The organism is Pseudomonas sichuanensis (assembly GCF_024749065.1).
Taxonomy (GTDB): domain Bacteria; phylum Pseudomonadota; class Gammaproteobacteria; order Pseudomonadales; family Pseudomonadaceae; genus Aquipseudomonas; species Aquipseudomonas sichuanensis.
Map to the genome: position 1 here is coordinate 4374745 of NZ_CP087185.1, position 25716 is coordinate 4400460.

General features: G+C 64.4%; 26 protein-coding genes. 16 read left to right on the forward strand and 10 right to left on the reverse strand.

The window, feature by feature from the left end; all coding sequences use genetic code 11:
- Positions 1-11 precede the first annotated feature (11 nt).
- The 5 genes from LOY51_RS19790 to LOY51_RS19810 all read left to right on the forward strand — a co-directional run bounded on the left by LOY51_RS19790 (position 12) and on the right by LOY51_RS19810 (position 4164).
- Positions 12-368: a 4a-hydroxytetrahydrobiopterin dehydratase gene (locus LOY51_RS19790; protein WP_125465035.1), complete on the forward strand. Its 357-nt coding sequence runs from the start codon at positions 12-14 to the stop codon at positions 366-368.
- Positions 368-1567 (forward strand): amino acid aminotransferase, encoded by a 1200-nt coding sequence (locus tag LOY51_RS19795; RefSeq protein WP_374046865.1) that lies wholly within the window; start codon positions 368-370, stop codon positions 1565-1567. The genes LOY51_RS19790 and LOY51_RS19795 overlap by 1 nt, the downstream gene beginning before the upstream one ends.
- Positions 1568-1747: 180 nt before the next feature.
- Positions 1748-2551, forward strand: a complete 804-nt coding sequence (locus LOY51_RS19800; RefSeq protein ID WP_258642720.1) for a tyrosine-protein phosphatase — start codon at positions 1748-1750, stop codon at positions 2549-2551.
- Positions 2552-2746: 195 nt separating this feature from the next.
- Positions 2747-2875, forward strand: coding sequence for a hypothetical protein (locus LOY51_RS19805; protein ID WP_256671375.1), 129 nt, complete (start codon positions 2747-2749; stop codon positions 2873-2875).
- A gap of 98 nt (positions 2876-2973) precedes the next feature.
- Positions 2974-4164: an MFS transporter gene (locus LOY51_RS19810; protein WP_258642722.1), complete on the forward strand. Its 1191-nt coding sequence runs from the start codon at positions 2974-2976 to the stop codon at positions 4162-4164.
- A gap of 130 nt (positions 4165-4294) precedes the next feature.
- Here the strand turns inward: LOY51_RS19810 and ydiJ are convergent, their stop codons facing one another.
- Positions 4295-7315 (reverse strand): D-2-hydroxyglutarate dehydrogenase YdiJ, encoded by a 3021-nt coding sequence (gene ydiJ, locus LOY51_RS19815; protein ID WP_258642724.1) that lies wholly within the window; start codon positions 7313-7315, stop codon positions 4295-4297.
- Positions 7316-7531: 216 nt separating this feature from the next.
- Between ydiJ and LOY51_RS19820 the strand changes: the two genes are divergently transcribed.
- The gene (locus LOY51_RS19820) at positions 7532-8416 is read left to right on the forward strand and encodes a LysR substrate-binding domain-containing protein (RefSeq protein ID WP_258642725.1); all 885 of its coding nucleotides are present in this window, start codon (positions 7532-7534) and stop codon (positions 8414-8416) included.
- Between the two features lie 149 nt (positions 8417-8565).
- Here the strand turns inward: LOY51_RS19820 and LOY51_RS19825 are convergent, their stop codons facing one another.
- From LOY51_RS19825 to LOY51_RS19850, 6 genes are all read right to left on the reverse strand, one after another.
- Complete coding sequence (locus LOY51_RS19825) at positions 8566-9984, reverse strand: amino acid permease (RefSeq protein WP_110991931.1); 1419 nt, start codon at positions 9982-9984, stop codon at positions 8566-8568.
- A 682-nt stretch (positions 9985-10666) separates the two neighbouring features.
- Positions 10667-11731: a 23S rRNA pseudouridine(2605) synthase RluB gene (rluB, locus tag LOY51_RS19830; RefSeq protein ID WP_125859563.1), complete on the reverse strand. Its 1065-nt coding sequence runs from the start codon at positions 11729-11731 to the stop codon at positions 10667-10669.
- A 260-nt stretch (positions 11732-11991) separates the two neighbouring features.
- A complete protein-coding gene (gene scpB / locus LOY51_RS19835) occupies positions 11992-12750 on the reverse strand; it encodes an SMC-Scp complex subunit ScpB (RefSeq protein WP_125465042.1) in 759 nt (252 codons plus the stop codon).
- Positions 12751-12762: 12 nt separating this feature from the next.
- The gene (locus LOY51_RS19840) at positions 12763-13590 is read right to left on the reverse strand and encodes a segregation and condensation protein A (protein ID WP_508134338.1); all 828 of its coding nucleotides are present in this window, start codon (positions 13588-13590) and stop codon (positions 12763-12765) included.
- Positions 13587-14216, reverse strand: a complete 630-nt coding sequence (locus tag LOY51_RS19845; protein ID WP_110991965.1) for an L-threonylcarbamoyladenylate synthase — start codon at positions 14214-14216, stop codon at positions 13587-13589. The genes LOY51_RS19840 and LOY51_RS19845 overlap by 4 nt, the downstream gene beginning before the upstream one ends.
- A 13-nt stretch (positions 14217-14229) precedes the next feature.
- Complete coding sequence (locus LOY51_RS19850) at positions 14230-15090, reverse strand: PHP domain-containing protein (RefSeq protein WP_125465045.1); 861 nt, start codon at positions 15088-15090, stop codon at positions 14230-14232.
- 67 nt (positions 15091-15157) lie between these two features.
- On the opposite strand from LOY51_RS19850, the gene LOY51_RS19855 reads away from it, so the two are divergent.
- The 6 genes from LOY51_RS19855 to LOY51_RS19880 all read left to right on the forward strand — a co-directional run bounded on the left by LOY51_RS19855 (position 15158) and on the right by LOY51_RS19880 (position 19339).
- Positions 15158-15754, forward strand: a complete 597-nt coding sequence (locus tag LOY51_RS19855) for a septation protein A (protein WP_258642730.1) — start codon at positions 15158-15160, stop codon at positions 15752-15754.
- 1 nt (position 15755) lies between these two features.
- Complete coding sequence (locus LOY51_RS19860) at positions 15756-16055, forward strand: YciI family protein (protein WP_110991937.1); 300 nt, start codon at positions 15756-15758, stop codon at positions 16053-16055.
- A gap of 189 nt (positions 16056-16244) precedes the next feature.
- Positions 16245-16637 carry an SH3 domain-containing protein gene (locus LOY51_RS19865; RefSeq protein WP_125859566.1) on the forward strand — a complete coding sequence of 131 codons (393 nt, stop codon included), beginning with the start codon at positions 16245-16247 and terminating at the stop codon, positions 16635-16637.
- A 7-nt stretch (positions 16638-16644) separates the two neighbouring features.
- Positions 16645-17322 carry a response regulator transcription factor gene (locus LOY51_RS19870; RefSeq protein ID WP_258642733.1) on the forward strand — a complete coding sequence of 226 codons (678 nt, stop codon included), beginning with the start codon at positions 16645-16647 and terminating at the stop codon, positions 17320-17322.
- A gap of 200 nt (positions 17323-17522) precedes the next feature.
- Entirely contained in the window at positions 17523-17939 is a 417-nt protein-coding gene (locus tag LOY51_RS19875) for a Spy/CpxP family protein refolding chaperone (RefSeq protein ID WP_125465049.1), read from the forward strand.
- Positions 17940-17950: 11 nt separating this feature from the next.
- Positions 17951-19339, forward strand: a complete 1389-nt coding sequence (locus LOY51_RS19880) for a sensor histidine kinase (protein ID WP_258642735.1) — start codon at positions 17951-17953, stop codon at positions 19337-19339.
- Positions 19340-19470: 131 nt separating this feature from the next.
- Here LOY51_RS19880 and LOY51_RS19885 read toward each other — a convergent pair whose 3' ends face one another.
- Positions 19471-20028 (reverse strand): NAD(P)H nitroreductase, encoded by a 558-nt coding sequence (locus tag LOY51_RS19885; protein ID WP_258642737.1) that lies wholly within the window; start codon positions 20026-20028, stop codon positions 19471-19473.
- 171 nt (positions 20029-20199) lie between these two features.
- Between LOY51_RS19885 and LOY51_RS19890 the strand changes: the two genes are divergently transcribed.
- Complete coding sequence (locus tag LOY51_RS19890) at positions 20200-21654, forward strand: TrkH family potassium uptake protein (RefSeq protein ID WP_110991943.1); 1455 nt, start codon at positions 20200-20202, stop codon at positions 21652-21654.
- Here the strand turns inward: LOY51_RS19890 and LOY51_RS19895 are convergent.
- Positions 21611-22657 (reverse strand): AraC family transcriptional regulator, encoded by a 1047-nt coding sequence (locus tag LOY51_RS19895; protein WP_125859570.1) that lies wholly within the window; start codon positions 22655-22657, stop codon positions 21611-21613. The genes LOY51_RS19890 and LOY51_RS19895 overlap by 44 nt on opposite strands.
- A 154-nt stretch (positions 22658-22811) precedes the next feature.
- Here LOY51_RS19895 and LOY51_RS19900 point away from each other — a divergent pair, with 154 nt between their 5' ends.
- On the forward strand, positions 22812-23123 hold the full coding sequence (locus tag LOY51_RS19900; protein ID WP_125465053.1) for an Mpo1-like protein: 312 nt from the start codon (positions 22812-22814) through the stop codon (positions 23121-23123).
- Between the two features lie 104 nt (positions 23124-23227).
- Complete coding sequence (locus tag LOY51_RS19905) at positions 23228-23812, forward strand: HD domain-containing protein (protein ID WP_258642740.1); 585 nt, start codon at positions 23228-23230, stop codon at positions 23810-23812.
- Positions 23813-23933: 121 nt separating this feature from the next.
- On the opposite strand, the gene LOY51_RS19910 is transcribed toward LOY51_RS19905, so the two are convergent.
- Positions 23934-24749, reverse strand: a complete 816-nt coding sequence (locus LOY51_RS19910) for a UDP-2,3-diacylglucosamine diphosphatase (RefSeq protein WP_258642742.1) — start codon at positions 24747-24749, stop codon at positions 23934-23936.
- A 124-nt stretch (positions 24750-24873) separates the two neighbouring features.
- On the opposite strand from LOY51_RS19910, the gene LOY51_RS19915 reads away from it, so the two are divergent.
- Positions 24874-25641 (forward strand): helix-turn-helix transcriptional regulator, encoded by a 768-nt coding sequence (locus tag LOY51_RS19915; protein ID WP_258642743.1) that lies wholly within the window; start codon positions 24874-24876, stop codon positions 25639-25641.
- The last annotated feature ends 75 nt before the right edge of the window (positions 25642-25716 follow it).

Below are 25716 nucleotides of genomic sequence, written 5' to 3' on the forward strand. Positions count from 1 at the left end.
AAATACTCACCATGAATGCCTTGAACCAAGCCCACTGCGAAGCCTGCCGCGCCGATGCACCTAAAGTCTCCGATGAAGAACTGGCGGTACTGATCCGCGAGATCCCGGACTGGAACATCGAAGTGCGCGACGGCCACATGGAGCTCGAGCGCGTATTCCTGTTCAAGAACTTCAAGCACGCCCTGGCCTTCACCAACGCCGTGGGTGAAATCGCCGAAGCCGAAGGCCACCACCCAGGCCTGCTGACCGAGTGGGGCAAGGTCACCGTGACCTGGTGGAGCCACTCGATCAAAGGCCTGCACCGCAACGACTTCATCATGTGCGCCCGCACCGACAAGGTCGCCGAGACCGCCGAAGGGCGTAAGTGATGCATTTCGCGGCGATCGGACGGGTCCCTGGTGACCCGATCCTCGGGCTGATGGAGGCCTACGCGCGCGATACCAATCCGGCCAAGTTCGACCTGGGCGTAGGCGTATTCAAGGACGCCCAGGGCCTGACGCCGATCCCTTCGGCGGTCAAGCAAGCCGAACAGCGCCTGATAGCCCAGCAAGCCAGCAAAAGCTACATCGGCGGCCACGGCGACGCAGCCTTCGGCCGCTTGATCAGCGAACTGGTGCTGGGCAGCGCTTCGCCTCTACTGGCCAGCCAGCGCGCCGGCGCCACCCAAACCCCGGGCGGCACCGGCGCCCTGCGCCTGGCGGCGGAATTCATCGCCCACTGCCTGCCGGGCCGCGGCATCTGGCTGAGCGACCCGACCTGGCCGATCCACGAGACCATCTTCGGCGGCGCCGGGCTCAAGGTGTCCCACTACCCCTACGTGGGCACGGACAATCGCCTGGACGTCGCCGGCATGCTCGCCACGCTGGAGCAGGCCCCCGAAGGCGACGTGGTGCTGTTGCACGCCTGCTGCCACAACCCCACCGGCTTTGACCTGAGCCAGGACGACTGGCGAGCGGTGCTCGACATCGTCAAGCGGCGCAACCTGCTGCCGCTGATCGACTTTGCCTACCAGGGCTTCGGCGACGGGCTGGAGGAAGATGCCTGGGCGGTACGACTGTTCGCCGCCGAGCTGCCGGAGCTGCTGATCACCAGCTCCTGCTCGAAGACCTTCGGCCTGTATCGCGACCGTACCGGCGCCCTGCTGGTGTGCAGCCACGACGCCGAGAAACTGTTGGACGTGCGCAGCCAACTTGCGTTCATCGCCCGCAACCTGTGGTCGACGCCGCCGGATCATGGCGCGGCGGTGGTGGCCGAGATTCTCGGCGACCCGGCGCTCAAGGCGCTGTGGATCGAAGAAGTCGACGCAATGCGCCAGCGCATCGCCGAGCTGCGCCAAGGGCTGGTCAAGGCCCTGGAACCGCACGGCCTGGCCGAGCGCTTCGCGCACATTGCCGCGCAACGCGGGATGTTCTCGTACACCGGACTGAATCCGGAGCAGGTACGCCTGCTGCGGGAAAAGCACAGCGTGTACATGGTCGGCACCGGCCGGGCAAATATCGCCGGCGCAGATGCCCAGCGCCTGGAGCAGCTGGCAGCAGCCATCGCCGACGCCTGCAGCAGCAGCTGAAAACGAGGGCACCGCTGATGTGGTGCCCCTGTTTTTAGCAGGGAAATACCTCCCTCATTCAAGACGCCTCCTTCCGTCTGCGTCGACTTTTCCTACCAAAGCGCGCCGTTATTACCTCTCTCCCGATCACTCCGCGCCCGGCAACCTAGCCTCTTCAAACCAATGAACACGAGGCTACACATGTTTTTGCACAGCACCCTGCCCCAAACACTCCAAGGCATCGAAGCCGGTTACCTGAGTACCCCGAGGCTTGCCAGCGTAGACAACTTTCGCGACGTCGCCGGCACCCACCACGCCTACCAGACCAGCAACGGGCCAATGAGGCCCGGCATGTTCTATCGCGCCAATGTTCTCACCTCCAATGACGAGGACTGGCAGGTCATGAGCAGCCTGGGTATCTCCCATGTTTTCGATCTGCGCACCACCAATGAGATCGCCAACGAGCCCGACCTGCTGCCGGACGGCGCAGCCTACAGGCAGATCGACGTGCTGAAGAGCCACATGACCGGCCCAGAAGCCGAAAAGGTAAAAATCGAAAGCCCTGCCGATGTGGTAGCGCTGATGCAAGGCGCCAACAAAGCATTCGTTGCCAATCCGCAGGTTCGTGAGAAGCTCGGCACACTGCTCACCGAACTCGCCCAATGCGAAGGCCCGGCAATCTTTCACTGCGCTTCCGGCAAGGACAGGACCGGGTGGGTTGCAGCCCTTCTGCAAAGCATTGCAGGCGCCGACGATGCCACGATCATGAGCGACTACTTGGCCACCAACGCCTATACCGCCGAGCGAGTGGCACGCAAGCTGGCCACACTCCCCCCTGCCATGGCCGCCTTGTACGCACCCGGCATGACAGTGGATGCCAGCTATCTGCAAACAGGCCTTGACGAAGTCAATTCCCGCTACGGCGACCTGCAACGCTACTTGGCCATAGGCCTGAACCTCGAATCACAGACCATTCTTGCCCTGCGCAGAAAATTGATCGCCTGATCCTCCGCTACACCGAAGCGCCGCCTTTACTAGGCGGCGCTTCACCATCCTGGCCGATATCCGCCCGCAAAAACCGACAGATGCCTCGGAAAAATCTCAAACTGTCATCCGCACTGCTGTATCCTGCCCCTGCTTTTCGAAGCCACACACGCGCCACGCGCAGTCTTTTCACTCACACTTGCGAGGAACGACGAGATGCATGAAATCCCGAATCTTCCCTTCCCAAGCCTGAACCCCGAAGAGCAATCCGTTGCCGCCCACGCCGAACCGACGCCTGCCGTCGAACCGCACGGTGACGATCAATCCAGCGCTGACCAGGAATAACCGCGCAGACCCCGACAGTGTGAAAACGGCTGGCCTGTGGGAAACTCCCCGCCATCGCGTTTTCACACCGTCCAGAACCTCTATACATCGAAGGCCCCATGCCCGATTCACCGCGCCCCCTTGCGGTCACACTGCAAGTCGTCTCGATCGTCCTCTTCACCTTCATCGGCTACCTGAACATCGGCATCCCCCTTGCCGTGTTGCCGGGCTATGTGCACAACCAACTGGGTTTCAGCGCCGTCATCGCCGGCCTGGTGATCAGTGTGCAGTACCTGGCCACCCTGCTCAGCCGCCCCACCGCCAGCCGCATCATCGACAACCTCGGCAGCAAGAAAGCCGTGATGTGGGGCCTGGCCGGCTGCGGCCTGAGCGGCGTATTCATGCTCGCCTGCCACTTCCTCACGCCCTGGCCCTGGCTGAGCCTGTCCTGCCTGCTGATCGGCCGCCTGGTGCTGGGCAGCGCGGAAAGCCTGGTGGGCTCGGGTTCGATTGGCTGGGGCATCGGCCGGGTCGGCTCGCAGAACACCGCCAAGGTGATCTCCTGGAACGGCATCGCCAGTTATGGCGCACTGGCCATCGGCGCTCCTCTGGGGGTTCTGATGGTCAAGCACCTTGGGCTGTGGAGCATGGGCGCGAGCATCATCCTGCTGGGTGTGCTCGGCCTGCTGCTGGCCTGGCCCAAGCGCGCAGCGCCGGTGGTCAGCGGGGTGCGCCTGCCCTTCCTGCAAGTACTGGGCAAGGTGTTCCCCCATGGCTCGGGGCTGGCCCTGGGCTCGATCGGCTTTGGCACCATCGCCACCTTCATCACCCTGTACTACGCCAGCCGTGACTGGCCCAACGCGGCGCTGACCCTGAGCCTGTTCGGCGCCAGCTTCATCAGTGCGCGGCTGCTGTTTGGCAACATGATCAACCGGCTGGGTGGTTTTCGCGTGGCAATCGTTTGCTTGTCGGTGGAGACCCTGGGGTTGCTGATGCTGTGGCTGGCACCGAGCGCCGAGATGGCCCTGGCCGGCGCGGCGCTCAGTGGTTTCGGCTTCTCGCTGGTGTTCCCGGCGCTGGGCGTCGAGGCGGTGAACCAGGTATCGGCGGCCAACCGCGGCGCAGCGGTGGGGGCTTACTCGCTGTTCATCGACCTGTCGCTGGGGATTACCGGGCCATTGGTGGGCGCGGTGGCGGCGGGGTTCGGCTTTGCATCGATGTTCCTGTTTGCGGCAGGGGCGGCGGCGTGCGGGCTGGTGTTGAGCCTGTATCTGTACCGCCAGGCGCGGCGGATGCGCCAGAGCAACTGAAGGGTACAAATCTGCACCGGCCTCTTCGCGGGTAAACCCGCTCCCACAGGAATTCACTTTTCTCAAGAAAGGCGCAGTCCCTGTGGGAGCGGGTTTACCCGCGAAGAGGCCGGTGCAGGATTACCGCCGCTCAGCGCTGCGCGAACTGCAGTACCACCTCCAGCGGATGGCGCAACTGCTTCTCGGTCATGCGCTTGACCTGGCTGCGGCACGAATAACCGGTCGCCAGCGCCTCGCCGTCCTTGTCCAGCTTGGTCGCCCAGGACTGCTCGAAGATGGTCTTCGAGGTTTGCTGGTTGCGCGCCTCATGCCCATAGGTCCCCGACATGCCACAGCACCCCGTGGCCTCGGTGACCAGCTTCAGGCCCATCCGCGCGAACACCTGCTCCCACTGCTTGGTGCTGGCCGGCACATTGGTCTTCTCGGTGCAGTGGGCCATCAGGCGGAAGCTGCCAGCCTTGGCCGGCGCCTGCTCGGGCAGCACGTCCATCAGCCATTCCTGGGGCAGCAGCACTTGCGGGCAGCCCTCCAGGCCGTCGACCTTCTGGTACTCCTGGCGATACACCAGGGTCATCGCCGGGTCCAGCCCCACCAGCGGCACACCGCAGTCGGCCAGGGCCTTGAGCTGAGTGCCGTTGCGGATGGCCGCCTTGGCGAAGGCGCCGAGGAAGCCCTGCACGTGCAGGGGCTTGCCGTTGGCACTGTACGGTGCCAGGAACACCTTGTGCCCCAGGCGATGGGCCAACTCGATGAACGAGGCCAGCAGCGGCGTCTCGAAGTAACGGGTAAAGGCATCCTGCACCAGCACGATGCTGCGCTCGCGCTGGGCCGGGGTCAGCTCGCGCAGGGCCGGCACACTGGCCACCTGCACGCGGCAGCGGGTCAGGGTGGACTGGAAGTTGAAGCGGCTGATCAGCGGGCTGTCGACCATGCCGACCTGGTCCGCCAGCAGCTTGCTCACCCACTTCGAGCCCATCACCGCGTTGTACAGGCCAGGAGCGTGGGCCAGATAAGGAATGCTGAACTCCAGTGAGCCGATCAGGTAATCGCGCAGCGGGCGCTGATAGCGGCCGTGGTACAGCTCGAGGAAGCGCGAGCGGAAGTCCGGCACGTTGACCTTGATCGGGCACTGCCCCGCACAGGACTTGCACGCCAGGCAGCCGGCCATGGCGTCGTACACCTCGTGGGAGAAATCCTGCTGCCCCTGCTGTTGCGCACGGCGGTTACGCAGCCGCGCTGGCAGCCCCTTGAGCCAGGAGGCCTTGCGCTGGGCGGCGGCCAGCACGTCGATGTTGGCCTCGCCCTGCAGGCGCAGCCACTCGCGGATCAGCGAAGCGCGGCCCTTGGGCGAGTGCTGGCGTTCGCGAGTGGCCTTCCACGACGGGCACATGGCGTCGTTGGGGTCGTAGTTGTAGCAGGCGCCGTTGCCGTTGCAGTGCACGGCGCTGCCGAAGCTCTGCCAGACGCGCTCGTCGATGGTCCGGTCAAGGTCGCCGCGCAGGGTCACGCCATCCACCGGGGTCAGGCCTTCGGCGCTGTCCGGCGGGGTGCAGATCTTGCCCGGGTTGAGCTGGTTGTGCGGGTCGAACGCGCCCTTCAGGCGCTGCAAGGCCGGGTACAGCTCGCCGAAATACTCCGGCACGTACTCCGAGCGCAGGCCCTTGCCGTGCTCGCCCCACAGCAGGCCGCCATAGCTTTTGGTCAGTGCCGCCACGGCATCGGAGATCGGCTTGACCAGCGCGGCCTGGGCCGGGTCTTTCATGTCCAGCGCCGGGCGTACGTGCAGCACGCCGGCATCGACATGGCCGAACATGCCGTAGGCCAGGCCATAGCCATCCAGCAGCGCGCGGAAGTCGGCAATGTAATCGGCCAACTGCTCCGGGGGCACGGCCGTGTCCTCGACGAACGGCTGCGGGCGCACTTCGCCTTCGACGTTGCCCAAGAGCCCCACCGAGCGCTTGCGCATGACATAGACGCGGGTCACCGCCTCGGCGCCTTCGGCCAGGGTGTGGCCCAGGCGCTCGACACCCTTGTCGGCCTGCAGGTGCGCGACGAAGGCCTGGACCCGGGCATTGACCTCGTCCGGCTCGTCACCGCAGAACTCCACCAGGTTGATGCCCAGGGTCGGGCGCTCGGGGTCGGCCGGGAAGTATTCGGCGACGCTGTGCCAGACGATGTCCTTCATCGCCAGCATCAGCACCTTGGAGTCGACGGTCTCGATCGACAGCGGCTTGTGCGCCATCAGCGCATTGGCGTCGCGCAGGGCGTCCATGAAGCTGGTGTAGCGCACGTTGACCAGCACGGCGTACTTGGGGATCGGCAGCACATTGAGCTTGGCTTCGACCACATAGCCCAGCGAGCCCTCGGCGCCGCACAGCACGCTATTGAGGTTGAAGCGGCCCTGCTCGTCGCGCAGGTGCGCCAGATCGTAGCCGGTCAGGCAGCGGTTGAGCTTGGGGAAGGTGCTTTCGATCAGCTCGCCCTGGGTTTCCTGGATCTCGCGGGCCATGCGGTACACCTCGCCCACCCGGCCGGGCGCCGCGCAGGCTTGCTCCAGCGCGGCGTCGTCGATCGGCAGGCTGTGCAGGCGTTCGCCACCGAGCAGCACGCTGTGCAGTTCGAGCACGTGGTCGCGGGTCTTGCCGTAGGTGCAGCTACCCTGGCCGCTGGCGTCGGTGTTGATCATGCCGCCCACGGTGGCGCGGTTGGAGGTGGACAGCTCGGGGGCGAAGAACAGCCCGTGGGGCTTGAGCGCCGCGTTGAGCTGGTCCTTGACCGTGCCGGCCTGCACCCGCACCCAGCGCTCCTCGACGTTGATTTCGAGGATCTTGTTCATGTGCCGCGACAAGTCGACGACGATACCGTCGGTCAGCGACTGGCCGTTGGTGCCGGTACCGCCACCGCGCGGGGTGAGCTTGATGCCATGAAAGCGCGGTTCGGCCATCAGCGTGGCGACCCGCGTCACATCGTCCGCGTCCAGCGGGAACACCGCCGCCTGGGGCAGGCGCTGGTAGATCGAGTTGTCGGTGGCCAGCACGGTACGGGTGCCGTAGTCGGCGCTGATCTGGCCACGGAAGCCGCTGTTTTTCAGGGCTTCGAGGAATTCAGGGTAGTCGGCGGCGGGCGCACGGGGCAGCAGCTGGGCGATCATCGTTGGATGGCCTCTTGATATGGGCTTGTTCACGGTTTCAGGCGCGGCGCAGTTGTAATCTTGGCAGCGGCGATGCGCCGCTCCCACGAAGAAAATGGGCGTTTCCTGTTCATCCGGCATGAATGGATCTCAAGCGGATGACGAATGTGCCAATATTCCTGTAGTTTCGCGCCAGGGGCAAACGGATATTCCTGCCGCTATCAATGAGCTTTATGAATGAATTACCGCCACCTCACCCCTTCGATGTCGCTGCTGCTGGCATTCGAGGCCGCCGCCCGACATGAAAGCTACACCCGCGCCGCCGCGGAGCTTTCGCTTACGCAAAGCGCGGTGAGTCGCCAGGTGCAGGCACTGGAGCAGCAGCTGGGGCTTACCCTGTTCCGCCGCGAGGGCCGCCAGGTGCAACTGACCGACGTTGGCCGGCTGTACCAGCGCGAGCTGAGCGAGGCGCTGGGACGCATCCGCAGTGCCACCTTGCAGGCCCTGGCCTATCAGTCCGGGGTCGGCACCCTGCGCCTGGCCACCCTGCCGACCTTCGGCTCGAAATGGCTGCTGCCACGCCTGCATGCGTTCTACAGCGCCCACCCGGGGATGCTGGTGCATATTCATTCACGTATCGAAGCGATCAATTTCGACACCAGTGAGATCGACGCGGCCATCGGCGTGGCCAGCCACGACCTGCCGGGGCTGATCTGCCATCGCCTGCATGCCGAGGAACTGGTGGTGATCCTGCCGCCGGAGGCCGCCGGCGACGAGGCCGACTGGAGCCCGACGCGTATCAGCGGGCAAGTGCTGTTGAATGTCGCCAACAATCCACATGCCTGGGGTGAATGGTTCTCCTATCACGCCCTGCCCCACCGCGCGATGCGCCTGGGGCCTAGCTTCGAGCTGACCTCGCACCTGATCCAGGCCGTGCGCGCCGGCATCGGCATCGGCCTGGTGCCACGCATTCTGGTGCAGGAAGAGCTGGCCAATGGAGAGCTGTTCAGCCCTGGAGAGGCATTTGCCAGCCAGCGCAGTTACTACCTGATCTATCCGCCGAGGAATGAGGCGCTGCCTTCGTTGCGGGCGTTCCGCAGTTGGCTGCTCGAACAGATCTGAAGGCCTCATCGCTGGCAAGCCAGCTCCCACAGTTGACGGCGATCGCAGTCACTGTGGGAGCCGGCTTGCCGGCGATGAGGCCGGCACAGGCAACAAAAAACCCGATGCCAGTCGCCCGGCATCGGGTTTGTTTCAAGCCACTTCAGCGCTTACTTGGCAACAGTGCCAGCCGCACCGTTGGCCTGCGAGCCACGCTTGCTCTTGAGCATATAGGCTACATACATCACCACCAGCCATACCGGCATCGCATACACCGACACCTGGATGCCCGGGATCTGCAGCATGATGCCCAGGATCAACACCACGAACGCCAGCACCACATAGTTGCCATAGGGGTACCACAGCGCCTTGAACAGCGGCTTCTGGCCGGTACGGTCGAGGTGCTGGCGGAACTTCAGGTGCGAGTAGCTGATCATCGCCCAGTTGATCACCAGGGTCGCCACCACCAGCGACATCAGCAGCTCCAGGGCATTTTGCGGCATCAGGTAGTTGAGCAGCACCGCGATCAGGGTTACGGCCGCCGACACCAGGATCGAACGCACCGGCACACCGCGCTTGTCCACCTTGGCCAGGGCCGCCGGGGCATCACCCTGCTCGGCCATGCCCAGCAGCATACGGGCGTTGCAGTAAGTGCCGCTGTTGTAGACCGACAGTGCCGCGGTCAGGACCACGAAGTTCAGCAGATGCGCGGCCACGTCACTGCCCAGCAGCGAGAACACCTGGACGAACGGGCTGCTGCCATAGCTGCCACCGGAGGCGTCGATGCTGGCGACCAGGGTGTCCCACGGCGTCAGCGACAGCAGTACAACCAGCGCACCGACATAGAAGATCAGGATGCGGTAGATGACCTGGTTGATCGCCTTGGGGATCACGGTCTTCGGCTTGTCGGCCTCGGCAGCGGTGAAACCGAGCATTTCCAGGCCACCGAAGGAGAACATGATGAACGCCAGGGCCATCACCAGGCCGCTAACTCCATTGGGGAAGAAGCCGCCATGGGCCCACAGGTTGGTGACCGTGGCCTCAGGACCACCGCTACCGCTGGTCAGCAGGTAGGCACCCAGGCCGATCATGCCGACGATGGCGGCCACCTTGATGATGGCGAACCAGAACTCGGCCTCGCCGAAGAACTTCACGTTCATCAGGTTGATGGCGTTGATCAGCAGGAAGAAGCCTGCCGCGGTGACCCAGGTCGGGATCTCCGGCCACCAGTAATGGACGTACTTGCCCACCGCCGACAGTTCCGACATGCCGACCAGGATGTACAGCACCCAGCAGTTCCAGCCCGACAGGAAGCCGGCGAAACCGCCCCAGTACTTGTGCGCGAAGTGGCTGAAGGAGCCGGCCACCGGCTCCTCGACGATCATCTCGCCCAGTTGGCGCATGATCATGAAGGCAATGAAGCCGCAGATGGCGTAGCCGAGGATCATCGACGGACCCGCGGATTTCATCACGCCGGCCGAGCCGAGGAACAATCCGGTACCGATGGCGCCGCCCAGGGCGATCAGCTGGATATGGCGGTTCTTCAAGCCACGCTTGAGCTCGCCAGACTGTGAGTTATGTCCACTCATGAACGAAGTCACCTGCTTGTTTTTATCTGTGACGGAATCGGACCCACCGCGCTCGTGGCGCAGCGGAATGGGCAAGGTGGTTACCTTGGGTTCTTGGACGGGTCTGTCGCGGTGGGCACTGGGGCCCAGGGCGAATCAACCGGGTGTCAGCAAGAGTGCGCGGTACGCAAGGGGGTCACAGGTAAAACGCGGCGCATTGTATACCCCTGCAAACGCGCAGGCGTCAACGCGTTGCATCGTTTCCTGTGGAAAAAACGCAGCGGTCCTGGGGCGAAGGCCTGAAAAGGCGGAGTGATCGGCGTACATGGCGCCTCCATTTGTTGTTCTGTTACCGGGCTCTTTGGCCAGGCGTTGCACACGGCAATGGCGCTATATCAACGTGTGGGCAGGGTTTGGACAAGGGGGCGGATCGAGGCTGGAAGGCCCAGGGACGCCGGGCGCGGCAAGTTCTGTTTACAGAGACAGGAAAAATCGAGTTTGGCTGGGAATTTTGCCGCGATTTGTAAAAAAATCCTTACAAGGCGTTCTAAAAACTTTCCACTTGCGAGGAAAATTTCTTTGAGATCAGCTATTTGCCGCTATCTTGCGGCCACGTGCCTGGCCTTGCCTCTGTAGGATCGCGTCAATTCGCCGGGCACAAAAAAGCCAGCCCGAAGGCTGGCTCTTTCGCTATACGGGCCGATCAGCCACGCGGCTTGCCGCGACCACGGCCGGCCGGCTTGTCACCGTCCGGGCGGGCGGGGCGCTTGCGCATGTCGCTCGGACGCTCGGCCACCGCGCTGCCACGGTTGCCTTTGCGCGGCGCGGCCTCTTCACGCGGCGCACGCGCCGGACGCTCGGCCTGACCTTCGCCGGCCGGACGCAGGGTGCGCACACGCTCGCCACGGCCCATTGGACGGGTCGACTTGCGCTGCATGCGCTCCATCTTGTCCTTGGCCTTAAGGTTCAGCGTTGGCAGTGCCACCGGTTGCAGGCCCACTTCGGCGGCCAGGATATCGATCTCGCCCTGGCTCATTTCGCGCCAGCGGCCCATCGGCAGGTCGGAGTTGAGGAACACCGGGCCGAAACGCACGCGTTTCAGGCGGCTGACCACCACGCCTTGCGACTCCCACAGGCGACGCACTTCACGGTTACGGCCTTCCATCACCACGCAGTGGTACCAATGGTTGAAGCCTTCACCACCCGGAGCCTTCTGGATGTCGGTGAACTTGGCCGGGCCGTCCTCGAGCATCACGCCAGCCTTGAGGCGCTCGACCATGTCGTCGTCGACCTCACCGCGCACGCGCACGGCGTACTCGCGGTCCATCTCGTAGGACGGGTGCATCAGGCGGTTGGCCAGTTCACCGTCGGTGGTGAACAGCAGCAGGCCGGTGGTGTTGATGTCCAGGCGGCCGATGTTGATCCAGCGGCCCTCTTTCGGGCGCGGCAGGCGGTCGAACACGGTCGGGCGGCCTTCCGGGTCGTCACGGGTGCAGATTTCGCCGTCGGGCTTGTTGTACATGATCACGCGGCGGGTCGCCTCGGCGGCCTCGACGCGCTTGATCAGCTTGCCGTCAACGGTGATGGCGTCGTGCAGGTCGACGCGAAGGCCGAGGGTGGCCTCGACACCGTTGACCTTGATACGGCCCTGGCTGATCCAGGCCTCGACGTCACGACGCGAGCCCACGCCAATGCGTGCCAGCACTTTCTGCAGCTTTTCGCCGGACGGAGGGGTAGGTTGTTGGTCCTGCAGGTCTTGCTCACTCATCTGGGCACCTCCCGGTGTATTAGTGAAAGCGTTTTTTGGCGACGGATGCGCCAAAGGGGCGCGCATCATACGCGGTTCGGCGCGGGAACGCACTGGAGGGTAGGTTGTTTTTTGAGGCCGGGGTAGGCTTTCTGCCAGATGGCACTGCAGCCCTTTCGCGGGTAAACCCGCTCCCACAGGTTCAGCAGTAATCCTGTGGGAGCGGCGGTTCGCCGCTGCGATTTACCCGCGAAGAGGCCGGCGCAGCAGACACATGGCCATCAGGGTTCCAGCTTGGCTTGCGCTTCAGGCTCTTCGCGCAAATCATCGAAATCAGTCTTGAGCCCCTCTTCCATCGCATCCAGCTCCACCAGCAGCGAGCGGAAGCTGGTTTCATCCTTCGGCGCTGGCGCTTCACCCTCCTCGCCCAGGCTGGCATCGGCCAAGGCCTGCAAGTGCGCGGGCACCGGCGCCTCGTCCGGGTCGTCGAGTGGCGCCTCTGGCTCCAGTTCACGCAGCTCGGCCAGTGCCGGGAGCTGATCGAGGCTCTTGAGGTTGAAGTGATCGAGGAATGCCTTGGTGGTGGCGAACATGGCCGGCCGCCCGGGCACCTCGCGGTAACCGACGATACGGATCCACTCACGCTCCATCAGGGTCTTGATGATGTTGCTGTTCACCGCCACCCCCCGCACATCCTCGATCTCGCCGCGGGTAATGGGTTGGCGATAGGCGATCAGCGCAATGGTTTCAAGCAAGGCGCGGGAATAGCGCTGCGGGCGCTCTTCCCACAGGCGGCCGACCCAAGGCGCATAGCTTTCGCGAATCTGCAGGCGGTAACCGGTGGCCACCTCCTTGAGCTCGAAGGCGCGGCCATTGCAAGACTTGCCGAGCACCTCCAGGGCTTTCTTGAAGATGGCCGGCGCCGGGCGCTCGGCTTCTTCGAACAGTTCGTACAGGCGCTCTAGGGATTGCGGCTTGCCCGAGGCGAGCAGGAAAGCCTCGATCAGCGACGCGAGTTCACGGGGTTCGTTCAGGTTCATGGGGTTGTCAGGTCACTCTGCCCGGGCGCGGACGTGGATCGGGGCGAAAGCCTCATTTTGCACCAGTTCGATCAGCGATTCCTTCACCAGCTCAAGAATCGCCATGAAGGTCACCACCACCCCGAGCTTGCCTTCCTCGGCGCTGAACAGCTCGACGAAGGGCACGAACTCGCCTCCCTTGAGGCGTTCGAGCACCTGGCTCATGCGCTCGCGGGTAGACAGGGCCTCGCGGGTGATCTGGTGGCTTTCGAACAGGTCATTGCGGCGCATGACCTCGGCCATGGACAACAGGATCTCTTCCAGGGCGACATCGGGCAGCAGCTTGCGCACCTTGGCCTGGGGCGCATCCAGCTGCGGCACCAGCACTTCACGGCCAACCCGTGGCAAGGCGTCGATGCCCTCGGCGGCGGCCTTGAAGCGCTCGTACTCCTGCAGGCGGCGGATCAGCTCGGCGCGTGGGTCGCCCTCGTCCTCCTCCACCTCGGCGGAACGCGGCAGCAGCATGCGCGACTTGATCTCGGCGAGCATCGCAGCCATCACCAGGTACTCGGCGGCCAGCTCCAGGCGAACGTTCTTCATCAGCTCGACATAGCTCATGTACTGGCGGGTGATTTCTGCCACCGGGATATCGAGGATGTCGACGTTCTGCTTGCGAATCAGGTACAGCAGCAGGTCCAGCGGGCCCTCAAAGGCTTCGAGGAAGACCTCCAGGGCGTCCGGCGGGATGTACAGATCGACCGGCATTTCGGTCAGGGCTTCGCCGTAGACCAGGGCCAACTGCAGCTGGAAAGGCGTCTCGGCCTCGCTGGCCGGCGCCTCGGGCGCTTCCACCTGGCTCACGCGCTGGCCAGGAACGGCGCAGGGTCACCGCACCCTTCGCGGATCAGCTCGGGTTCATCGCCGGTCAGGTCGATCACCGTGGACGCCTTCAAATCGCCAAAGCCACCGTCGACGATCAGGTCGACATGGTGCTCCAGGCGCTGGCGAATCTCGTACGGATCGGTCATGGGGTCTTCATCGCCCGGCAGGATCAGGCTCACGCTCATCAAAGGCTCGCCGAGCTCTTCAAGCAGCGCCAGGACGATCGGGTTGGACGGCACGCGCAGGCCGATGGTGCGGCGCTTTTCGTGCAGCAGCAGGCGTGGCACTTCGCGGGTGGCATTGAGGATGAAGGTGTAAGGGCCTGGGACATGGGCCTTGAGCAGGCGGAACGTCGCCGTGTCGATCTTGGCGAAGGTGCCCATCTGCGACAGGTCGCAGCACAGCAGGGTGAAGTTGTGGTTCTTGTCCAGCTGACGCAGGCGGCGGACACGCTCAATTGCGTTCTTGTCGCCGATCTGGCAGCCCAGCGCATAAGCCGAATCGGTGGGATAGACCACCACACCACCCTTGCGGATGATTTCGACGGCCTGCTTGATCAGCCGCGCCTGCGGGTTTTCCGCATGAATCTGGAAAAATTGGCTCACGAAGTCGTCCTGTTCATACCGCCATAGGCTGTTCATGTCGGAATCGGCGCCACAGGGGTGGCAGGTCCTCAGGCAATGGCCGGTAGGCACCGATCTCGCCCCAGGTGCCAGGGCCGTGGAAATCGCTGCCAGCGCTTGCCAGCAGGCCGAACTCACGGGTGAGGATGGACATCGTCCCCACCTGCTCGGGCGGCATCATCCCATTGACCACTTCCAGTGCCTGCCCACCTGCCTGAATATAGTCGGCAATCAGCCGTCTGCGCTTGCTGCGGGTCAGTTCGTAGTGCATGGGATGAGCCAGGCTCACCCACGCATTGGACTGGCGCAGCGTGGCGACGGTTTCCTCGAGTGTCGGCCAGTGCAACTTGACGTCACCCAGCTTGCCGGCGCCCAGCCACTTGCGAAACGCTTCGCCGCGGTCCTTGACGAAGCCTGCGCGCACCATGAACTCGGCGAAATGCGGGCGTGCCGGGGCGTTGCCGCTGTCGCCCAGCTCCTGCTGCACCGCCCGCGCACCTTCGAGCGCACCGGGCATGCCTTTGGCGGCCAGCTTGCGATCGATCTCTTCAGCCCGCAGCCAGCGGCCACGGTGGAGGTTTTCGATGGCTTCGAGCAACGGCGGAGCATCGAGGGGGAAGTCGTAACCCAGCACATGGATGGTCGCGCCGCCCCAGGTGCATGACAACTCGACGCCACTGACCCAGTGCATGCCGTTGTCGAGGCAGGCCTGGCGGGCCTCGGGCAGGCCCTCGAGAGTGTCGTGATCGGTGAGCGACAAGGTCCGCACCCCATGCTCATGGGCCCGGGCGACCAGTGCCGTGGGCGACAGGGCGCCGTCGGAGGCCGTGCTGTGACAGTGCAGATCAACATTCATGGTGGAGCGCTTTCGCCGGAATCGATGTTTGTTATTATGCCGTCACATCCCGCTTCTGGCTGCCACTGTGAAACAATTCATCGATTTCATCCCGCTGCTGCTGTTCTTCATCGTCTACAAACTGGACCCGCGCCCGGTTGAATTCGCAGGCAAAAGCTTTGAATTCGGCGGTATCTACAGCGCCACGGCGATGCTTATCCTCAGCTCGCTGGTGGTTTACGGCGCGCTGTTCCTGCGCCACCGCAAGCTCGAGAAAGGCCAGTTGCTGACCCTGGTCGCCTGCCTGGTGTTCGGTGGCCTGACCCTGGCCTTCCACAGCGAAACCTTCCTCAAATGGAAGGCACCGGTGGTCAACTGGCTGTTTGCCCTGGCCTTCGCCGGCAGCCACTTCATCGGTGACCGGGTGCTGATCAAACGCATCATGGGCCACGCCCTGACACTTCCAGAAACAGTCTGGACCCGCCTGAACCTGGCATGGATCGTCTTCTTCCTGGTCTGCGGCGCCGCCAACCTGTTCGTCGCCTTCACCTTCCAGGCCTTCTGGGTCGACTTCAAGGTGTTCGGCAGCCTGGGCATGACCGTGATCTTCCTGGTGGCGCAGGGTGTATACCTCTCGCGCCACCTGCACGACACCGACCCCTCTACTTCCAAACCCAAGGACTGACATGCTCTACGCCATCATCGCCAGCGACGTCGCGAACTCCCTGGAAAAACGCCTGGCCGCCCGCCCTGCCCACATCGAGCGCCTGCAACAGCTCAAGGCCGAAGGCCGCGTGGTGCTGGCCGGTCCGCACCCGGCCATCGACAGCAACGACCCGGGCGCCGCCGGCTTCAGCGGCAGCCTGATCGTCGCCGAGTTCGAATCACTGGCCGCCGCCCAGGCCTGGGCCGACGCCGACCCGTACATCGCTGCCGGTGTCTACGACAAGGTCGTGGTCAAGCCGTTCAAGCAAGTCCTGCCGTAAGAGTAGTTGTTGTGGGAGCAGCTTCGTGGGAGCGGGCTTGCCCCGCGATTGCGCCAGTCCAAGCTATCGCTATCGCGGGGCAAGCCCGCTCCCACGCAGCTGCTCCCAGCTACACCCCCGCACTGCACTATTCATAAATTGCGACGACCGGCCGACAACCTCCTGAACCGACAAGAATCAGGAGTCCCAATGCGTCAAGGTCCGATGTCCGTGCTGCTTTGCCTGTTGCTGCTATCCCCTTTCGCCGTGGCCGAACAGCCGTTGTCGCTGGAAGCCGGGGCGCGAATCACCGAACTGCAGCAGCGCCTGGAAGAGAGCGAGAAACAACGCACCCTGCTGGCCCAGCAAATGCAGAGCCAGGACAGCGAACGCGAGAGCGCCCAGCTGAGCCGCCTGCGCCAGGACAACCAGCGCCTGAAGCTGGCCATCAAGGAGCTGCAGGCCGGGGCCAATCCGGTGCAACGCCTGCTCACCGACCAGCAACAATGGTTCCTGATCGGTTCGGCCGTTGCACTGTTGTCGGTAGTCTGCGGTATCTTAGCCAGCGGCGGTCACAGACGACGCCGGCAATGGTTGAATTGAGTGAGACATGAGCGAGCTGTTACTGATTGATGATGACCAGGAGCTGTGTGAGCTGCTTGGCAGCTGGCTGACCCAGGAAGGCTTCGAGGTGCGCGCCTGCCACGATGGCTTGAGTGCGCGCCAGGCCCTGGCCGCCCACGCGCCGGCAGCGGTGGTACTGGATGTGATGCTGCCCGACGGCAGCGGCCTGGAACTGCTCAAGCAGCTGCGCAGCGAACACGCCGACCTGCCGGTGCTGATGCTCTCGGCCCGTGGCGAGCCGCTGGACCGTATCCTTGGCCTGGAGCTCGGCGCCGACGACTACCTGGCCAAACCCTGCGACCCCCGCGAGCTCACCGCTCGCCTGCGCGCTGTGCTGCGCCGCAGCCACCCCAACGCGCCCACCTCGCAGATCGAGGTCGGCGACATGGTCTTCAGCCCGGTACGCGGCGTGGTCAGCATCGACCAGCGCGAGATGACCCTTACGCTATCCGAGAGCCGCATCCTCGAAGCCTTGCTGCGCCAGCCCGGCGAACCGCTGGACAAACAGGAGCTGGCGCAGATCGGCCTGGGCCGCAAGCTCACCCTCTATGACCGCAGCCTGGACATGCATGTCAGCAACCTGCGCAAGAAGATCGGCCCGCACGCCGACGGCCGCCCACGCATCGTCGCGTTGCGTAGCCGAGGTTACTACTACAGCCTTTGAAAGCAGCTTCAAGCTTCAAGCTTCAAGCCTCAAGTTTCAAGAAACAGCAAATCGAGCATCACCCCCGCTTTTACTTGAAGCTTGCAGCTTGAAGCTTGCAGCTCTTTACCCTCCCTTTACCCTCGCCTGACCGCCCTTGACCTTGATCTCCCTAGACTGGGCTCATCCGGTAACCACCGGCCCCTGAAAGGAGAGACACCATGCGCAAGACCCTTATCGCCCTGATGTTCGCCGCCGCCCTGCCGACCGTAGCCATGGCCATGCCTGAAGGCGGCCCGCGCCACGACGGCCCGCATCATCGCGGTGACGCGCCTTTCGCCCAGCTGGACCTGAGCCGCGACCAGCGCCAGCAGATCGGCAAGCTGATGGGCGAGCAGATGCAACAGCGCCGCGACATCACCGAGCGCTACATGAACAAGCTGCCGGCCGCCGAGCAGAAGGCCATGAAGGACGAAATCAAGGCCAGCCACGACAAGACCGAAGGCCAGATCCGCGCCCTGCTCAAGCCGGACCAGCAGAAGAAGTTCGACGAACTGCAGAAGGAACGCGCCGCGCGCAAGGCCGAGTGGCAGGAGTTCCAGGCCTGGAAGGCTGAAAAAGGCAGCAAGGCCCAGTAAGCTGTCCCCCAATGCCCGGCCCGCTCAGCAGCGGGCCGGGCTTTTGCCATTTCACGGAGGTGCTCGTCTTGCGTTCACTGTTCTGGCGCATCCTGGCCAGCTTCTGGCTGGCCATCGCCCTGGTCGCCGGCCTGTCGATCCTGCTCGGCCACATGCTCAACCAGGACACCTGGATCCTCAGCCGTCACCCCGGCCTGAACACCCTGGCCAGCCGCTGGGTGCAGCATTACGAACAGGAAGGCCTGGAGTCGTCGCAACGCTTCCTTGAACGGCGCAAGCAACGCTACAAGATCGACGTGCAGGTGCTCGACGACAGTGGCGATGCCGTGGTTCCCGGCACCTTCCCGCGCCGCGCTGCCGCTTTCGAGGCGCGCCAGCACAACGACGAACGCCGCCTGCCCTGGCGCCGCCTGACCGAGGAATACACCAGCCCCAGCAGCGGCGAAACCTACCTGCTGATCTACCGTATCCCCCACCCGGAACTGGCCGCCTGGCATCGCGAAAGCCTGATCTGGCCGCTCAGCGCGCTGGGCATCGCGCTGGTGGTGCTGACCCTGTTCAGCCTGCTGGTGACCCTGTCGATCACTCGCCCGCTGAGCCGCCTGCGCGGCGCGGTGCATGACCTGGGGCAGACCAGCTACCAGCAGAACAGCCTGGCGCGCCTGGCCGTGCGCCGCGACGAGTTTGGCGTGCTGGCCAACGACTTCAACAAGATGGGCGCACGCCTGCAGAGCCTGATCGGCAGCCAGCGCCAGCTGCTGCGCGATGTGTCCCACGAATTGCGCTCGCCCTTGGCGCGCCTGCGTGTCGCCCTGGCCCTGGCCGAACGCGCCGGGCCCGAACAGCGCCAGGCCCTATGGCCACGGCTGACCCGTGAGTGCGACCGCCTGGAAGACCTGATCAGTGAAATCCTGGTGCTGGCCCGGGTCGATGCCGAGCAGGCGCATGCCGAGCCCGTGGACCTCAATGCCGTGCTGGGTGGCGTGCGTAAGGACGCTCAGTTGGCGGCGCCGGATCAGGAAGTGCGCCTGCAGATGCAACCGGGGCTGACCCTGCAAGGCTGGCCGACCTTGATCGAGCGGGCGGTGGACAACCTGCTGCGCAATGCCCTGCGCTTCAATCCGCTGGGGCAACCGATCGAAATTGATGCCCACCGTGAACAGGAGCGCATTGTCCTGAGCGTGCGTGACCATGGGCCGGGGGTGGCAGAGGAACATCTGGCGCAGTTGGGCGAGCCGTTTTACCGCGCGCCGGGCCAGGAGGCACCGGGGCATGGGTTGGGGCTGGCGATCGCGCGCAAGGCGGCGGAGCGCCATGGCGGCAGCCTGACGCTGGCGAATCATCCGCAGGGTGGGTTTGTGGCGACGCTGGCGTTGCCCTGCGAAGTCAGTGCTGGCTGACATTCCCCTGAGCTGCCATGCAGCTCTTCGCGGGTAAACCCGCTCCCACAGGACTGCGCCATTCTCAAGGCGCGCGCGATCCTGTGGGAGCGGGTTTACCCGCGAAGGGCCGCAAAGCGGCCCCCGCCACATCACTCGCCCCAGGCGCTGACGTACTCGGCGGTTTCCAGGATCGGCGCGGTGCGCGGCTCGGCCATTGGCGTGCCGACGTACAGGTAGCCGATCAGTTCTTCGTTCTCGGCCAGCCCAAGACCCTTGTGCACATGGGCATCGAAGGCCATGTCGCCGGTGCGCCATACCGCGCCGATGCCTTGGGCATGCGCCGCGATCAGGATCCCGTGGGCCGCACAACCGGCGGCCAGGCGCTGCTCGATCTTCGGCACCTTGAAGTGATCCTGCAGTTTGGCGATCACCACGATCAGCAGCGGCGCGCGCAGTGGCATGGCCCGGGCCTTGTCCAGCGCAGCCTGGGTGGAGTCACCCTTGGCCTGTACCGCTTCGGCGAACAGCTCGCCGAGCTTATCGCGGCCCTGCCCTTCGATGGTCAGGAAGCGCCAAGGCCGCAGTTGGCCATGGTCCGGCGCACGCAGCGCCGCCTGGAACAGCGCCTCGCGCTGCGCGGCGTTGGGCGCGGGCTCCGTCAGGCGTGGCACGGAAACACGGTTGAGCAATGCGTCGAGAGCCTCCATCGGCTTCCCTCCTGGCAAGTTGAAAGTGCCGCCATTCTCAAGCTGCAAGCTTCAAGCTGCAAGCCGCAAGAAAAAGCAGCCGCGATACCGCCCCGTTCGCACTTGCAGCTTGCAGCTTGCAACTTGCGGCTTAAAATGGCGCCCTTTCCGTTGCGAGTCAGGGCAGATCACATGGCGTTGCCGACCTTAAGGATCATTGGTTTCATCATCGGCATCTTCCTGATCACCCTGGCGGTGAGCATGGTGGTGCCCATGGCGACCCTGGTGGTCTTCGAACGCACCGGCGACATGCCGTCGTTCCTCTGGTCGAGCCTGATCACCTTCGTCGCCGGCCTCGGCCTGGTGGTGCCCGGCCGCCCCGAACACGTGCACCTGCGCCCGCGCGACATGTACCTGCTGACCGTCAGCAGCTGGCTGGTGGTGTGCGTGTTTGCCGCCCTGCCGTTCTTGCTCACCCAGCACATCAGCTACACCGATGCCTTCTTCGAAAGCATGTCGGGCATTACCGCCACCGGCGCCACGGTGCTCAGCGGGCTGGACAGCATGTCACCCGGCATCCTGATGTGGCGCTCGATGCTGCACTGGCTGGGTGGTATCGGCTTCATCGGCATGGCGGTGGCGATCCTGCCGCTGCTGCGCATCGGTGGCATGCGCCTGTTCCAGACCGAGTCGTCCGACCGCTCGGAGAAGGTCATGCCGCGCTCGCACATGGTCGCCAAGTCGATCGTCGGGGTCTACGTCGGCATCACGGTGTTCGGCAGCCTGGCGTTCTGGTGGGCGGGCATGGGCCTGTTCGATGCGATCAACCACGCCATGTCGGCGATCTCCACCGGCGGGTTCTCCACCTCCGACCAGTCGCTGGCCAAATGGGACATTCCGGCGGTGCACTGGGTTGCAGTGGTGGTGATGATCCTCGGCAGCGTGCCGTTCACCCTCTACGTGGCCACTCTGCGCGGCCACCGCAAGGCACTGATCAAGGACCAGCAGGTCCAGGGCCTGCTCGGCATGCTGGTGGCCACCTGGCTGGTGCTGGGCACCTGGTACTGGGCCACCACCGACCTGCACTGGCTCGATGCTCTGCGCCACGTGGCGCTGAACGTCACCTCGGTGGTCACCACTACCGGTTTCGCCCTGGGCGACTACAGCCTGTGGGGCAACTTCTCGCTGATGCTGTTCTTCTATTTGGGTTTCGTCGGGGGCTGCTCGGGCTCGACCGCAGGCGGCATCAAGATCTTCCGTTTCCAGGTGGCCTATATCCTGCTCAAGGCCAACCTCAACCAGCTGATCCACCCGCGCGCGGTGATCAAGCAGAAGTACAACGGCCACCGCCTCGACGAAGAGATCGTGCGTTCGATCCTGACCTTCTCGTTCTTCTTCGCCATCACCATCTGCATCATCGCCCTGCTGCTGTCGCTCTTGGGCGTCGACTGGATGACCGCGCTGACCGGTGCCGCGGGCACCGTCTCGGGGGTCGGGCCAGGCCTGGGCGAGGTGATCGGCCCGGCCGGCAACTACGCCACCTTGCCGGATGCCGCCAAGTGGATCCTGGCCGGCGGCATGTTGCTGGGCCGGCTGGAGATCATCACGGTGCTGGTGTTGTGCATGCCAGCGTTCTGGCGTCACTGAGGGTCAAGCGCGCGCGGTACTCGCTGGGGGTGGCATCGAACCAGCGGCGGAACGCCCGATAGAAGTTGCTCGGGTCGGCAAACCCCAGCAGGTAGGCGGTTTCCAGCAAGGTGGTACCCGGCTGGGCGAGGTACTGCTCGGCCAGTTCCCGGCGGGTGTCGTCGAGCAGGGTCTGGAAGCTGGTGCCCTCGTCCTGCAGACGCCGCTGCAGGGTGCGCTGCGAAAGGTGCAGGGCCTGGGCCACGGTGTCGCGCTTGGGCTCGCCTTGCGGCAGGATACGGCACAGCACCTGGCGCACGCGGTGGGTGACCCGGCTCTCCGAGAACCGCGCCAGGTACTCGCCGGCAAAACGATCATGCAGTATGGCCATGGCTTCGTTGGCGGTGGGCAATGGCGCCTCCATGTCGGCGCGCTCGAACAGCAGCGCATCATGGGCCGCGCCAAATACCAGTGGTGCGTGGAACGCCACCTTGTACGGCTCGATATTCTTCGGCTGCGGGCCCTGGATCAGCACTCGCCGCAGCTGGATCGGCCGCCCGCTGAGCCAGCTCGACAGCGCCAGGGCGCACGCCAGCGAGGCTTCCGCGCTGTGCCGGGTGGGCGGCAGATGGTCGCCATGCACCGTCAAGATCAGCGAATAGCCTTCCGGCCCGAGGCAAAAGCTCAGGTCCGAGCTTTCGGCAATGATCCGCTGGTAACGCACCAGGCGCTCGAAACCTTCGGCCAGGGTGCGGCTGGACATCAGCGCATAACCGACCACATGAAACGAAGCCGGGCGCACCACCCGGGCCATGTTCAGGCCGATGGCTTCATTGCCGGACAGCTCGACCGCCAGTTGCCACAGCCGGGTCATGGCGTCCTGGGGGAAACGCGCATCGGGGTCTTCGAGGGCGGCAAAATCCAGTCCCAGTTGCCTGAACATGGCCGGGCAGTCGAGCCCCTCCAGCTCAAGCGCCTTGACGATCCCTGATGCCCAGCTGGCTGAAGTGGTTCTCTCACTCATGACAGGCTTCTTGTGCTGACCGCTCCTGCGGTGAATCGAAAGGATACTCAATTGGCGCCAATTGTCACTGGCCAGCGCATCAGCTGACTCTAGACTCGATTCAGGCTCCACGCCGTGTATCCTGTCTTCAAACAGCAGCTTCGGGAGCACAGCCATGACCAGCACAGCGCAGTTCCGCAGTTTTGCCGAGTTCTATCCCTATTACCTGGGCGAGCACAGCAACCCCACCTGCCGCCGCCTGCACTTCGTCGGTACCAGCCTGGTGATCGCCCTGCTCGCCTACACCCTCGCCAGCGGCAAGTGGCTGCTGCTGCTAGCCGTGCCTCTGGCCGGCTACGGTTTTGCCTGGGCCGGCCACTTCTTCTTCGAGAAAAACCGCCCGGCCACCTTCACCCATCCCTGGTACAGCCTGATCGGCGACTTCGCCATGTTTCGCGACATTCTGCTGGGCCGGCTCAGCCTCTGAATAACGGCCCGCAAGGCCAGGTTCACGTCCCCGCCGGCCACTGCCAGGCCCGCCGACATGCCCAACACTGTTGGCATGTCCCCGCCTCGAGTAGCCCAAAGGCAATGAACCAGCAAGCCAGTTTCAACCACATGCGCGATGGCACCGCCCAGGACTGGGCGATCATCGCCGATGACTTTCGCGCCTATGCCAGCCAACTGCCGCGCCGCATCCTGGCGCACCTACGCCTGCTCGACGGCGACTTCGGTGGCTTCCCCATCGACCGCCTCAGCCATTCGCTGCAGACCGCCAGCCGTGCCTGGCGTGACGGCCGCGACGAGGAGTACGTGGTCTGTGCGCTGCTGCATGACATCGGCGACACCCTGGGCAGCTACAACCACCCGGACATCGCCGCAGCGATCCTCAAGCCCTTCGTCAGCCCGGAGAACCTGTGGATGGTGGAACACCACGGGATCTTCCAGGGCTACTACTTCTTCCACCACCTGGGCATAGACCGGCACCTGCGCGAGCAATTCAGCGCACACCCGCAGTACCAGCAGACCATCGATTTCTGTGCGCGCTACGATGCCGCCGCGTTCGACCCCGACTATGAAAGCCTGCCGTTGTCGTTCTTCGAGCCGATGCTTGAGCGGGTGTTCGCCCAGCCGAGGCAATCCGTCTACAAAGCGGCCTTGCAGGAATCTGCCTGAGTCATAGGCCGCAAGTCCCTGCCTCATCGCCGGCAAGCCGGCTCCCACAGGAATGCGTATGGCTTGAGGCGCGCGCGATCGAAGTGGGAGCTGGCTTGCCAGCGATGAAGCCAGCACGGATTCACGCCGGTTCGCCAAGCTCCGCCAACCGCTGCGCCACCTCGCGCGCCTGGGCATCGGCGAAGCGGTACAGCTCGATCTGCCCGTCCCAATGCTCGATCAGCGCCGTGCACGACTCCACCCAGTCACCGCAGTTGAGGTATTCCACCTCGCCAACCCGGCGTATTTCGGCATGGTGTATATGCCCGCAGACCACGCCCTGGAAGCCTCGCCGGGTGCATTCGTGGGCAATCGCATCCTCGAAATCGCTGATGAAACTCACCGCGCCCTTGACCTTGTGCTTGAGGTAGGCAGACAGCGACCAGTAGCCATAGCCATAACGGGCGCGCCAGTGGTTGAGCCAGCGGTTGAGCACCAGGGTGAATTCGTAGGCGCGGTCGCCCAGGAACGCCAGCCAGCGGTGATAACGGGTGATCACGTCGAACTGGTCGCCGTGGATCACCAGCAGGCGACGGCCATCGGCGGTGAGGTGTTCGGCTTCGTCCACCAGCTGGATATTGCCGAGGATCAGTTTGGAATAGCGGCGCAGGAACTCGTCATGGTTGCCGGTGACGTAGATGACTTCAGTACCGCGCTTGCTCATGGTCAACAGGCGGCGAATGACGTTGGTGTGCGCCTGGGGCCAATAGATGCCGCCGCGCAGCTTCCAGCCATCGATGATGTCGCCGACCAGGTAGATGCGGTCGGCCTGATAACCCTTGAGAAAATGCGACAGGTGTTCGGCCTGGCAATCCCGGGTGCCCAGGTGCACGTCGGAGATCCACAGGGTACGGACACGCTGCTTGCGTGACGGGCGGACGGTTTCGGCATGGGTCATGGGCAGGCTCCGGCACTGTTTGCTGGAGACTGGCAGGCACAGGTGACAGGTTGGTGGCAGGCCGATGACGACTGATCGCGCCTTGCCGGGTGTACACTCTTTCCCTGCCCTACGAGGACCCACCATGACCACCGGCCCGCTGCTTTCGCTGCGCCACTACCGTGACGAGTTGATCGCCCACAGCCACGAGCACCCGCAACTGGTGTTCGGCCTGCGCGGGCGGCTGGACTTCGAGGTGCAGGGCCAGGGTGCGCGGGTCGATCGCCAGGCCTTGATGGTGGTGCCTGCCGGCGCCCACCACACCTGCGGCAGCACCGCCGGCAGTCACTGCCTGGTGCTGGATGTGCCGGGCGAGCATTGGCTCGGCGAACAGCTGGGGGCGCATGCCGATGCCAGCCGCCGCCTGCTCGACCGCCCCGGCGCGCTGGGCCTGGACAACCGCCAGCAGCAGTTGGTGGACTGGCTGGCGACCAGCCCGATGGACGACCCATTGATCGCCCGCCAGGGTGCGGTGCTGTTGCTGGCCAGCCTCAACCCGCAGGCGGCGGCACCGATAGTCGCCAGCAGCCGCCTGCCCTACGCAGCCTTCGACGCCCATATCCAACAGCATGCCGCCTACCCACTGCAGGTCGCTGACCTGGCGCGGCTGGCCGGGCTGTCCAGCGCTCGACTGCATGCGCGTTTCACTGCGGAATGCGGCATGACGCCGATGGACTACATTCGCCAGCGGCGGCTGCTGATGGCCCGGCAGTTGTTGCGCGGGTCCCTGCTGCCAGTGGGCGAGATCGCCGCGCGGGTGGGATACGAGTCCCAGAGTGCCTTCAGTGCGGCGGTGATGCGGGCATTTGGCTGCACACCTTCGGCGTTGCGGCGAGAGCCCGGCGATAACTGACGCGAGGCTGGCGACAGACACCGGCGAACCGGCCTTTTACACTGAGCGCCGGTACCAGCCCTATCGCGGAACCGT